This window comes from Andreprevotia sp. IGB-42 (genome assembly GCF_009848685.1).
Classification (GTDB): domain Bacteria; phylum Pseudomonadota; class Gammaproteobacteria; order Burkholderiales; family Chitinibacteraceae; genus Andreprevotia.
On sequence record NZ_WXTX01000014.1, the window covers coordinates 49,125 to 61,370 of the forward strand.

Genomic DNA, 12,246 nt, shown 5'->3' on the forward strand with positions numbered 1-12,246 from the left:
ATCAGATAAAAAAAGCAGCCAGAAACCCGGCCAGACACAACAACACCAACCGCGACAGCCTGAACGTCCACAGGCACAGGCGGCGGTGCAGCAACGACGGTACCTGCCGCCACTCGCCACTTTTCAGCAACGGTGGCACCTTGAAGAACGCCTGCAGCGGCTGGTCCAGATTCACCCGGTAATGGTGTGCCTCGTTATCCACCAGCGCCGGATAGGCGTCGCTGAAGATATCGTAGATTTTCTGTACCAGGTAAAGATATGCCAGCGCGCCGACGAACGCACCGCTGATCGAAACCGGCAGCACGTAATCCATCATGAACTGGTGCAGCGTCACGCCATGCACACGTCATGAAACGCCTGCCGGCCCATGCGATCAGACCAACGCTTGCGCAAACGCAGCCACTTCGGCCAGTGCCACTTTCTGCATCTCGCCACCGGCCCGCGCCACGTATTCGACCACGCCATCCGCCAGACCCTTGTCGCCGATGGTGAAGCGGTGTGCAACACCGATCAGCTCCATATCGGCAAACATCGAACCCGGACGCTCATTGCGATCATCCAGCAAGACATCGACACCGGCAGCAGATAGTTGAGCATAAAGCTGATCAGCGGCGTCTTTTACTGCTTCCGAGCGATGATAACCCACGGCAACGATGGCAATTTCAAACGGCGCCATCGCCTGCGGGAACTTGATGCCACGCTCGTCATGGTTCTGTTCGATCGCCGCGCCGACGATGCGGCTCACGCCGATGCCGTAGCAACCCATTTCGAATGGCTTGAGCGCACCATCCACATCGGTGAATACCGCGTTCAGCGCGCTGGAGTACTTGGTGCGCAGCTGGAAGATATGCCCCACTTCGATACCGCGGCACAGCTCCAGCACACCCTTGCCATCCGGCGACGGGTCACCTGCAACCACGTTGCGGATATCCGCCACCACCGCAGGCTCGGGCAGGTCGCGGCCGAAGTTCACGCCAGCCAGATGGAACTTGGGCTTGTTGGCGCCACAGACGAAATCGCTCAGCACCGCCACGCTGCGGTCGGCAATGACCTTGATGTCGGCAGCAATGCCGACCGGGCCGAGGAAGCCGGGCGGGCAGTTGAAGCGGGCGCGGATTTCCTCGTCGGTGGCAAAGCGGAAGTCGCCCATGCCCGCTACCTTGCTGATTTTGACTTCGTTCAGATTATGGTCGCCACGCAGCAGCGCGATCACCAACTGACCATCGTTGGTGACCAGCGCAATCAGCTTCACCGTGCGTTCGATGCCGATATCCAGCAGCCTGGCCACGTCTTCGCAGGTGGTCTGCTTGGGGGTATCCACATCACGCAGTGCTTCTGCCGCTGCAGCGCGCGGCGTGGTCGGCGCCAGTGCCTCGGCCAGCTCGACGTTGGCGGCAAAGGCGGATGTCGGGCAGTAGGCGAGCAAGTCTTCGCCGGCATCGGCCAGCACATGGAATTCCTGGCTGCCATCGCCACCAATCGCGCCCGAATCCGCAGCCACTGCGCGGAACTGCAGGCCCAGGCGGGTGAATACGCTGGCGTAGGCAGCGGCCATCTTGTCGTAGCTCGCCTGCAGCCCTTCAAAGGTGGCATCGAATGAGTACGCATCCTTCATCATGAACTCGCGCGCGCGCATCACGCCGAAACGCGGGCGGATCTCGTCACGGAACTTGGTTTGCACCTGGTAGAAGTTCACCGGCAGCTGCTTGTACGAGCGCAGTTCGTTGCGCGCAATATCGGTGATCACTTCCTCGTGCGTGGGGCCGAAGCAGAAGTCGCGGTCGTGGCGGTCCTTGATCTTGAGCATCTGCGGGCCGAATACGTCCCAGCGGCCGGTTTCCTGCCACAGCTCGGCCGGTTGCACCGCCGGCATCAGCAGCTCTTGTGCACCTGCCTTGTCCATCTCTTCCCGCACGATGCGTTCCACCTTGCGCAGGATGCGCAGGCCCAGCGGCATCCAGGTATACAGGCCCGAGCCCAGGCGCTTGATCAGGCCGGCACGCAGCATCAGCTTGTGGGAAATCAGCTCGGCCTCGGAAGGCGCTTCCTTGAGGGTGGACAGGTAAAATTGCGAGGTACGCATGATGGGAATCGCGATGATTTGAAAAGTGAAGAGCGCAATTCTACCAAGAACCGATTCGCCAGCGCCTATTACGTGCGACGGTTGCCCGATTACGACACTGCCAGCCTTGTGCGGGCCTTCCCGAATGGCCTTGTTTGCCGCAATGCCGGACACTGCCGGCATGCATACCCCTACGCACGCTCCCGTCCCGCACGCCGTGTTCTCCCGCGCCCGCTGGGCCACCATGTGGCTGTTCTTCATGGCCGGCGCCAGCTACGCCACCTGGGGCGTGCATATCCCGACCATACGCGACAAATTCGGCCTGTCTGCCGGCATGCTGTCGATGCTGATGTTCGCCATGGCCGCCGGCGCCATCGTGGTGATGAAGCCGGTAGGCCGCTGGGTGGCGCGCCAGGGCAGCGCCCGCGCCGCCTGGCAGGCGGGGCTGGTTTACGCGGCAGCGATTGCGCTGTTGATGCTGGCGCCCTCGTTCTGGCTGGTGACCGTGTTCCTGGTGCTGTTCGCCATCGGCAACACCGGCTATGACGTGGCGATGAACGCGCAAGCGGCCACCGTGGAAGCCAGTGCACCGCGGCCGGTGATGGCGCAGTTCCACGGCATGTTCAGCCTGGGTGGCATGGTGGGTGCATCGCTGGGTGGCGTGTTGATCACCGCCGGGGTACCGCCGCTGGCGCATTGCCTCGGCATGGCCGCGCTGTTGCTGCTGACGGTGGTCTGGTCGAAGCCACGCATGCAGGAAGACCACCCGGTTGCACCGCCGTCCGCTGCCCATCAACACGTCGGCAAGGTGCTATGGCTGCTGGGCGCGCTGGCGTTCCTAGGGCTGGTGGCCGAAGGTGCGATGTACGACTGGACGGTTATCTACCTGCGCGATATCGCGCTCACGCCGCAATACGCCAGCTTTGGCTATGCCACCTTCTCGGCCGGCATGGCAATCGGCCGCTTTGGCGGCGATGCATTGCGCGCACGCTTTGGTATGGAAAAGCTGCTGAAGCTGTCGGGCTGGGCCGGTTTTGCCGGCATTGCACTGGCCATTGCGCTGCCGTGGCCGCTGACCAGCCTGCTGGGCTTTACGTTGATGGGGCTGGGTTGCGCCAACCTGGTGCCGATTTTCTTCCTGGCCGCATCACGCTTGCCGGGCATCTCGCCGGCCGAGGCGATTGCCGGCGTGGCACGGCTGGCCTACGTGGGGCTGTTGCTGGGCCCGGTACTGATCGGCATGGTGGCCGAGCACAGCACTCTGCGCTGGGGCATGGTGGTGGTGGCGGTCGCCATCGGCTGGATTGCGCTCGATGGCGCCCGTGTTTTGCGCAAGGCGCAAGCGTCAGGCTGATCCGGCCGGCTCGCTGGCCTGTTTTTCCAGCTCGGCCACCTTGGCCGCGGTTTGCGCGGCGCGCTTGGCGGCAATCTTGGGGCGCAGGATGTTCATCATCACGATATCGCGCACGCCCATCAGCAGCAGGATCCACACGATCAGCGCGCCGGCGTAGCCCATCTGGCTGGTAGTCATTTGCGGCGCCACGCTGCGCACCAGCGGGTTGATCACGAATTCGATACTGGCAAATGCCACCACCAGCAATGCCACGGTGGACATCGAGCGTTCTTTCAAAAAGGTGCCGCGCAACAGCACACGTTGCTCCAGGCGGGACAGCCCCTGCAGTTCCGGTACCTCATCCGCTTTCCAGTAAAACGCCATCTCGTTCATTCCTTGTTGCTTTTTGAAGGGAAGCCCACTGGGACTCGCCCGGAAGCCGGCAAGTTTCATGGCGGGCCCGGCAAATTGCAAGATACGGCTGTCGTGGCGACGACTACTGACATCCATACTGTAAGTATGGTATCTAAGCATGCTGCCCCAGAGCAGCCGGCCCGCATCCCTCCGGCGGGACCGACACAGGATGGAAGGAAAACGAAATGGATATCTTGAAAAACAGCCTGCGGCTTGCCCGGCTGGCCGGTGCCTTGCTGGCCATCCCCGCCATGGCTGAAGAAGCCCGTATACAGCCGCCTGAACTGGCCATCAGCCTGACCGACAAGGTGTTGCTGCCGGCCACGCAATCGCTGGAGGCTGCCACCGGCAAGCTGGTCGAATCCGTCACCGCCCTCTGCGCCGCCCCCAGCAAGGACAAGCTGGCCGAAGCGCAGGCCAGCTGGCGCGGCGCCAGCGTGGCCTGGCGGCGCGTGGAAGCAGCACGCGTCGGTCCTCTCGGCCGTGGCAATGCCGTCGAGCTGATCGACCCGTGGCCGCTGGATGTGCAGGCGCTGGATCAGGCGCTGCCCAAAACCCCGGCCGAGCCGACCAGCCCGCGCGCGGTCGGCGAGTGGATGCAGACCCCCACCACCGCAGGCGGCCTGCCGGCTATCGAATACCTGCTGTTCAGCGAAGCCACGCCGGAAAAACAGCTGGCGCAGCTGAAAGACAGCAACCGCTGCCGCTATGCACTGTGGCAGGCGGCCGGGGTAGCGCGCCGCGCCACCACGCTGGGTTATGAATGGCGCGGCCTGCGTACCGGTCTCAATTACGACCTCGCCTATTACCGGCCCTTCCTCACCGATGCGCTGGGCCGCTCGATTGCCGGCTTGAAAGAACTGGCCGGCTGGAAGCTGGCACATAAGGACGTCACGCCGGCCAGAAACCGCTTCCCGGACTGGCGTGCCGGCCAGACCAAGCCCAGCCTGCTGGCCAGCTTCGACGGTATCCGGCAGGTGTTGCTGGGCGACGACAAGGGGATCGGCTTCGATGACTACCTGACCAGCCGTGGTCAGGACGAACTGGTGCAGCAGCTGAATGCCAAGCTGGTGGAAGCCCGACTGGCACTGGTGCAACTGCCGGATGATCTGGCAGACCAGGCCGCGCAGAACCGGGGCGAGCGGCTGCATGCGCAGCGCAAGCTCAACGCACTGGCCGATTTCCTGTCTGGCCCGTTTGCGCAGGCACTGGGCTTCCCGGTGGATGCAGGCAAAAAAACCGATTGAGTGCTGATTAGCAATGCAGCAAAAACCGCCCGCCCAACCGGGCGGTTTTTGTTTCTGGCGGGCAAATCGCGCCTCGGATACGCATGTTTAGCATAAAACATGCACTTCCCTAGACGATTAGCCCGGGAGTTACACACTATCGAAACAATCCGGAGCTAATGTAGCGTCTTGTTATATACCGGATTCATATCATGTTACGCCGTCTGTTTTTCTCGCTGCTGCTTGCCTTGCCACTGGCAAGCCAGGCTGCCGATCTCACCGTTGGCCTGATCGCCACCCGTAACCCGGAAGAGCTGCCGGGCTTCTGGCAACCGGTGATCGATGATCTTTCTGCCAGCATCGGCCAGCCGGTGAAAGTGATCGCGGTAAAAAGCTACGATGAACTGCAGCAGAAATTCCGCAACAACGAAGTACAGGTAGCACGCGTGGGCAACCGGCTGGCGCTGTCGCTGGTCGAGCACGACAACGCCGAAGTGTTCGCCCGCCTGGTGCAGAACCCCGGTCTGTCCGAATACCGTTCCATGCTGCTGGTACGCAAGGACAGCGGCATCAACAACCTCGATACCATCCTGCGCGCCAAGGGCCGTTACCGCTATGCCAGCGACTACACCAACTCGACCGCCGGCTATCTGATCCCGCAATATCACGCGTTCCTGAAAAACAATGTGCTGCCCGAGCAATTGTTCAAGACCACGCGCCAGGGCAACTACGAAGACAATTTCCTGGCGCTGTATCGCAAGGATGTCGACGTGGCCGTTGCCAACTCCTTCGACATCGAGCAATTGCAGGAAAAATATCCGCGCGAGTTCGCCAGCCTGAAAGTGATCTGGACCTCGCCCAACTTCGCGCTTGATCCTTTGGTGTACAAGAACACGCTGCCCGCTGCGATGAAGCAGAAAATCGCTACCTTCTTTACCCGCTACGGGCGTGACGGCGCAGTAGCCACGCAGCAAAAACAGAAGCTCTATTACGCCGACCAGCTCGATGGCTTTTTGCCGGCCAGCAACCGCCTGCTGCGCGAAACGTCCGATCTGCAGCTGTACAACGACCTGTTCCGCCTCACACTCAATGCCAGCGTGCCGGCCACGGAAAAAACCGCACAGGAAAAAGACTACTATCGCCGCTACCAGACCCTGGTAAGCCTGTTGGGCGGCGCCAGATAGGCGAAATCCATACCATGCAGTATAAAAATGGGGGCAAGGCCCCCATTTTTCATGGCTGCCCCGCAGATTGCATTGATGCATGGAACAATCATTTCCAGATCCGCTGTATTTTCATCAATTGAATCGAATGGCATAGTTTATCCATCGCAATCAACGGAGCAAGCCGCCATGACCACCACCCGAACCGACCTGCGCCGCATTGCCCGCGTGGTACACGGCATGGCCGCATCAGACGGTGCCGGCGTGAAGCTCAACCGCGTGATCGGCAGTCAGGACCTGCCCATGCTCGATCCTTTCCTGATGCTGGATGAATTCCGCTCGGACGACCCGGGCGACTATATCGCCGGTTTTCCCGAACACCCGCACCGCGGCTTCGAAACCGTCACCTATATGCTGGCCGGCCACATGCAGCACGGTGATCATCTGGGCAACAAGGGGGACATGGGCCCGGGCAGCGTGCAATGGATGACCGCGGGCCGCGGCATCATCCACTCGGAAATGCCGCAGCAGGAAAACGGCCTGATGTGGGGTTTCCAGCTGTGGGTGAACCTGCCGGCGCGCGACAAGATGAGCGCACCGCGCTACCAAGAATACGCGGCGGAACAGATGCCGGTGGTGGCGCTGGACAACGGTGGCAGCGTGAAGGTCATCGCCGGCGAGTTCGCCGGTGCGGTCGGCCCCATCAACGGCGTAGCCACCGAACCGGTGTATTACGACGTAACCTTGCCAGCCGGCGGCGTGCTGACACTGGATCTGCCAGCCGAACACCACGCGTTTGTCTACGTGTTCCAGAATGACCTGAACATCGTCGACGGCCCGAAGGAGCGCACGGTAAAACGCGGTGAGCTGGCCGCGCTGACGCAAGGCGGTGCACTGGCGGTAGGCGCGCTGGCCGGGGAAGCACGCTTCATCGTGGTGGCCGGCAAGCCGCTGCGTGAACCGGTAGCCCGCTACGGCCCGTTCGTGATGAATACTGCCGAGGAAGTACAGCAGGCATTCATCGACTATCAACAAGGCAAGTTCTGAAATACGCTGGCATGCATGCGGTCCTTCCCGGTGGCGGCAGGATGCCGGCACGCTCCCGCCCGTTTGCACCATAGTCCCGGCAGAGCACCACCCAATCCCCTGCCCCATTGCCGCACAGGAGTTTCCATGCCAGCCACGCCTCAACGCATTGCCGCGCACATGACCACGCTGGGCGAAGGCATGCCCATCCGCCGCTCGCTGCCGCACCGGGAGCGCCGCATGATCGGCGCCTGGTGCTTCCTCGATCACTTCGGCCCGGTGGATATCGGCAGCGGCGCCGGCATGCGCGTCGGCCCGCACCCGCATATCGGCCTGCAAACCTTCAGTTGGCTGATCGAAGGGGAAATCCTTCATCGTGACAGCCTGGGCTACGCGCAGCTGATCCGCTCCGGCCAGGTCAACCTGATGACTGCCGGCCACGGCATCTCGCACAGCGAGGAATCACCGGCCGATCACAGCCGGCGCATGCATGGTGCGCAGTTGTGGATTGCGCTGCCGGATGAAGCGTTCTCCTGTCCGCCTGCGTTCGAGCATCACCCGGTGTTGCCGATCGTGCACGACGGTGGCTTTGTCATCACCGTGCTGGCGGGGGAGTTTGCCGGACAAACTGCACCACCCAGGGTATATACGCCCCTGATCGGGCTGGACCTGACCAGCGCGGGCACAGCGCAACTGGCGGTGCCGCTGCGCGCGGATTTCGAATATGGCGTGATCGTGCTGGAAGGCAGTGCCAGCGTGAACGGTGAAGCGCTGGCCATCGGCGAGCTGCTGTACTTTGCGCCCGGCGCCCGTGCGCTGGCGCTGCAATGCGATGCCGCAACCCGTGTGTTGCTGATCGGCGGCGAGCCGTTTGCGTCACCGCGTATCCTGTACTGGAATTTTGTCGGCCGCGGCGGCGCGGATATCCGCAGCGCAACCGAGCAATGGAATGCGGGCGATGCCCGTTTTGGCGAAGTACACGGCTACGATGGTGCGCGGCTGACCGCGCCCGAAGTACCCAGGCTCAGCGGGGAATGACATGGCCTATGAAACAGTGCACGCCAGGCTGGATGGCGCACCCTACCAGGTGCAAGTGGGTGATGGCACCCATGATTGGCTGGCAGACGTTACCGCCGCATCCGGCGGTGGCGACAGCGGCCCCGGCCCGCATGCGCAGTTGCTGGCGGCGCTGGGCGCCTGCACCAGCATCACGGTCAAGATGTATGCGGACCGCAAAGGCTGGGCGCTGACCGATATCCGCGTCACGCTACGTTACGCCGATGATCACCGCGATGGTGACAGCAAGCTCGAGCGCGTGATCGAACTGCATGGCGATCTGGATGCAGCGCAACGCCAGCGCCTGCTGGAAATCGCCAATGCCTGCCCGATCCACAAACTGCTGAGTGGCCCGGTTGCCATCCATACCGCGCTGGCCGCCTGAGGACTGCATGACCATCAAACTTCTGGCTTTTTCCGCCAGCACGCGGCTCGCTTCGTACAACCGCAAGCTGATTGCCGTTGCCGCGCAGGCAGCGCGCGATGCCGGCGCCGAGGTCACGCTGATCGACCTGCTCGATTACGATATGCCGCTGTACAACGGCGACCTGGAAGCACGGGATGGCCTGCCCGCCAGCACGCAGGCGCTGCAGCAGCTGTTTGCCGGGCACGATGGCCTGCTGCTGTCCACACCCGAATACAACGGGCTGTTTCCACCACTGCTCAAGAACACGCTGGACTGGGTCAGCCGTGGCAACGGGCTGGATCACCTTGCCGGCAAGGTTGCCGGCATCCTGTCGGCATCGCCCGGCCGGGTTGGCGGGCTGCGCTCGCTGATGGCCACCCGGCAATACCTGAACAACCTGGGCTTGCTGGTGGTACCGCAGCAACAGGCGGTAAGCGAAGCCGGCCACGCGTTCGATGAACAGGGGCTGCTGCTGGATGCGCGGGTGCAGGCGGGCGTGAACAACGTCGCCGTGGCACTGGTCGGCACCACGCAAAAACTGCGCGATTAAGCCCGGCCCGCGGCCAGTACTGCTGCGCGCCAGCGCGCCGCACATTCACCCTGCTGTGCGCCACGCAGGCCTGCGATGCGTCGACGATTCGCCAAAATGCCGTAAACCCGCTACATTCCATGCCATAGAACAATCGTTCAGCGGTTATTTCACCCGGCATGGATCTTTCGCTGCTTCCCCCCGGCATACAGACACGGTTGCTCAAACTCGGCATCAGCCGGCCGTTTGATCTGGTGCTGCACCTGCCACTGCGTTACGAAGATGAAACGCAGCTCTACCCGCTGGCCGATGCGCCGCTGGGTAGCCCGGTGCTGGTCGAAGCCGAGGTACAGAGCGCCGAAACCACCTTCCGCCCCAAGAAACAGTTCGTCGCCCGGCTCAGTGATGGCAGCGGCACGTTGCTGGTGCGCCTGCTCAATTTCTACCCGAACCAGGTCAAGCAGCTTGCAGTCGGCAAGCGCGTGCGGCTGTATGGCGAAATCCGCCACGGTTACTGGGGCGATGAAATGGTGCACCCCAAGGTGAAAAGCGTGGGGGAAGACAGCGGGCTGAACGATGCGCTGACACCCGTGTATTCCACCGTGGCCGGCCTCGCCCAGGCACCGCTGGCCAAGCTGATTGCCCGCGCGCTGAACGGCTGCCGGCTGGACGACACGCTGCCACCGGCCATGACGCACGATCTGGGCCTGCCCGGCTTTGCCGATAGCGTGCGCTTCCTGCACAACCCCACGCCGGACGTGGCGCGGGTGCAACTGACCGAACGCATCCACCCGGCATGGCGCCGCGTGAAATTCGATGAATTGCTGGCACAGCAACTGAGCTTGCGCATGGCGCGCGCGGTACGGCGCGAACGTACCGCGCCACAGATCGCCCCACCCGGCCGGCTGGCCGCGCAACTGGTGGCCAGCCTGCCCTTCGGCCTGACGCGGGCGCAAAACCGCGTGCTGCTGGAAATCAGCAAGGACCTGGCACAGCGCCACCCGATGCAGCGCCTGCTGCAAGGCGACGTGGGCTCGGGCAAGACCATCGTTGCGGCGATTGCCGCGTGCCATGCCATCGAATGCGGCTACCAGGTGGCGATGCTAGCCCCCACCGAAATCCTGGCCGAGCAGCACTATCGCAAGTTCGTGCGGTGGCTGGAACCGTTGGGCGTGAAAGTGAGCTGGCTGACCGGCTCGTTGAAGGCAAAGGAAAAACGCAGTGCGCTGGAAGATGCAGCACTGGGCACCGCGCAACTGGTATGCGGCACACATGCCATTTTTCAGCAGAATGTCGAGTTCAAGAACCTGGGCCTGTCCATCGTCGACGAGCAGCACCGTTTCGGCGTAGCGCAGCGGCTGGCCTTGCGCGAAAAAGGCGGCAGCCCCCACCAGTTGATGATGTCCGCCACGCCCATCCCGCGCACGTTGGCAATGAGCTTCTACGCCGACCTCGACGTGAGCGTGATCGACGAGCTGCCACCGGGCCGCACGCCCATCGTTACCAAGCTGGTATCCGATGCACGCCGCGATGAAATCATCGAGCGCATTGCCAGCAAGGTGCGCGAAGGCCGCCAGGTGTACTGGGTATGCCCGCTGATCGAGGAATCGGAGGCCTTGCAGCTGCAAACCGCCGTCGATACCCATGCACAACTGACCGAAGAGCTGGAAGGCATTGCCGTCGGCCTGCTGCACGGCAAGATGAAACCCGCCGACAAGGCCACCATCATGGCTGATTTCCTTGCCAACAAGCTCCAGGTGCTGGTGGCCACCACGGTGATTGAAGTGGGTGTGGACGTACCCAATGCCAGCCTGATGGTGATCGAGCACGCCGAGCGCATGGGACTGTCGCAATTGCACCAGCTACGCGGCCGGGTGGGGCGCGGCGCGCATGCATCGCTGTGCATCCTGCTCTATACCGGCCCGCTGGGCGAGACTGCCAAGGAGCGGCTCAAGGTCATTTTCGAGAATACCGATGGCTTCGTGATCGCCAAGGAAGACCTGCGCATCCGCGGCCCGGGCGAGCTGGCCGGCGTGCGCCAGTCCGGCGTGCCCATGCTGCGCTTTGCCGATCTGGAACAGGATGCCGATCTGCTCGACGCTGCGCGCGAAGCGGCCGAGCAATTGCTGGCTGACGGCCCCGCAGTGGCTGAAGCACACCTGCAGCGCTGGCTGCCCGGGCGCGAAGCACTGCTGCGGGTGTAGGCGCTGCCAGCGGGAAGCGGCCGGAACCATCACGATGCCGGTAACGGGTTGATCGCCACGATACTGCCGCCTGCCGCCTGCCGCCTGCCGCCTGTCGCCAGCGCTGCGCGGGCCAGGCCGGTTTACCGCTAAAATTGGCGTATCCATCCATGCATCGGGTTCACGCCGCCGCCCCCAGTCCAGCATCATGCTCAGCGCAACCAGCTCCATCAGCCAGCAAGCCGCTGCCAGCCTCGTCCCGAGTGGACGACAGGCTGATTCCGCGCGCGCGCAAGGCAGTGGCGGCAGCGCAGATGAAGCGGGCTCGGCCGAAACCGCCAAAGCCAGCGACGGCACGCAGCTGGACGAAAAATCCCGGGCTGCACTGACCGAATTGCAGCAGACCGACCGCAAGGTACGCCAGCACGAGCAGGCGCATCTGTCTGCCGCTGGCGGCCTTGCCACCAGTGGTGCGTCGTACAGCTTTGAAACCGGGCCGGACGGCAAACGCTACGCGGTGGCCGGCGATGTGCATGTCGATGTATCCCCCGGCAAAACCGCGGAAGAAACGCTGCGCAAGGCGCGTATCGTGCAGGCAGCCGCGCTGGCTCCGGCAGATCCTTCCGGCCAGGACAGATCCGTCGCGGCGGCCGCAGCGGCACTGGAAGCACAGGCCAATGCGGAAATTTCCAGCCGCACACCGGGCCAGAACCAGCTGGCAAAATCTTACGGCAGCACCGAACTGCCCCGTTCCAGTTTTGCCGTCGCTGCCTGACTTTCCGCACCGCGCCATCTGCTGCTGACAATCTGCATTGTGGTGCGCACCGAAACGCCACTACACTCGCGCC

12 protein-coding genes are annotated in these 12,246 nt (G+C 63.0%); 9 read left to right on the forward strand and 3 right to left on the reverse strand.

All coding sequences use genetic code 11. The annotated features are described in order from the left end of the window. Position 1: 1 nt before the first annotated feature. Both IGB42_RS18410 and IGB42_RS18415 read right to left on the reverse strand, forming a co-directional pair. Positions 2-316, reverse strand: coding sequence for a hypothetical protein (locus IGB42_RS18410; protein WP_159674416.1), 315 nt, complete (start codon positions 314-316; stop codon positions 2-4). 57 nt (positions 317-373) lie between these two features. After that, positions 374-2,083 (reverse strand): proline--tRNA ligase, encoded by a 1,710-nt coding sequence (locus tag IGB42_RS18415; protein WP_159674418.1) that lies wholly within the window; start codon positions 2,081-2,083, stop codon positions 374-376. Between the two features lie 160 nt (positions 2,084-2,243). On the opposite strand from IGB42_RS18415, the gene IGB42_RS18420 reads away from it, so the two are divergent. Next, a complete protein-coding gene (locus IGB42_RS18420) occupies positions 2,244-3,416 on the forward strand; it encodes an MFS transporter (protein WP_201800006.1) in 1,173 nt (390 codons plus the stop codon). On the opposite strand, the gene IGB42_RS18425 is transcribed toward IGB42_RS18420, so the two are convergent. Then, positions 3,408-3,788 (reverse strand): hypothetical protein, encoded by a 381-nt coding sequence (locus tag IGB42_RS18425; RefSeq protein ID WP_159674420.1) that lies wholly within the window; start codon positions 3,786-3,788, stop codon positions 3,408-3,410. The genes IGB42_RS18420 and IGB42_RS18425 overlap by 9 nt on opposite strands. 206 nt (positions 3,789-3,994) lie before the next feature. Here IGB42_RS18425 and IGB42_RS18430 point away from each other — a divergent pair, with 206 nt between their 5' ends. The 8 genes from IGB42_RS18430 (at position 3,995) to IGB42_RS18465 (ending at position 12,173) form a co-directional block, all read left to right on the forward strand. Continuing rightward, positions 3,995-5,056, forward strand: a complete 1,062-nt coding sequence (locus IGB42_RS18430; RefSeq protein ID WP_159674422.1) for an imelysin family protein — start codon at positions 3,995-3,997, stop codon at positions 5,054-5,056. 191 nt (positions 5,057-5,247) lie between these two features. Continuing rightward, entirely contained in the window at positions 5,248-6,219 is a 972-nt protein-coding gene (gene phnD / locus IGB42_RS18435; RefSeq protein WP_159674424.1) for a phosphate/phosphite/phosphonate ABC transporter substrate-binding protein, read from the forward strand. Positions 6,220-6,387: 168 nt separating this feature from the next. Next, a complete protein-coding gene (locus IGB42_RS18440) occupies positions 6,388-7,245 on the forward strand; it encodes a pirin family protein (RefSeq protein WP_159674426.1) in 858 nt (285 codons plus the stop codon). A 126-nt stretch (positions 7,246-7,371) separates the two neighbouring features. Beyond that, on the forward strand, positions 7,372-8,262 hold the full coding sequence (locus IGB42_RS18445) for a pirin family protein (RefSeq protein WP_159674428.1): 891 nt from the start codon (positions 7,372-7,374) through the stop codon (positions 8,260-8,262). A gap of 1 nt (position 8,263) precedes the next feature. Next, the gene (locus IGB42_RS18450; RefSeq protein ID WP_159674430.1) at positions 8,264-8,665 is read left to right on the forward strand and encodes an OsmC family protein; all 402 of its coding nucleotides are present in this window, start codon (positions 8,264-8,266) and stop codon (positions 8,663-8,665) included. Positions 8,666-8,672: 7 nt separating this feature from the next. Then, positions 8,673-9,236 carry an NADPH-dependent FMN reductase gene (locus IGB42_RS18455; protein ID WP_159674432.1) on the forward strand — a complete coding sequence of 188 codons (564 nt, stop codon included), beginning with the start codon at positions 8,673-8,675 and terminating at the stop codon, positions 9,234-9,236. A gap of 158 nt (positions 9,237-9,394) precedes the next feature. Continuing rightward, entirely contained in the window at positions 9,395-11,419 is a 2,025-nt protein-coding gene (gene recG / locus IGB42_RS18460; protein WP_159674434.1) for an ATP-dependent DNA helicase RecG, read from the forward strand. A gap of 187 nt (positions 11,420-11,606) precedes the next feature. Next, positions 11,607-12,173 (forward strand): putative metalloprotease CJM1_0395 family protein, encoded by a 567-nt coding sequence (locus IGB42_RS18465; RefSeq protein WP_159674436.1) that lies wholly within the window; start codon positions 11,607-11,609, stop codon positions 12,171-12,173. The last annotated feature ends 73 nt before the right edge of the window (positions 12,174-12,246 follow it).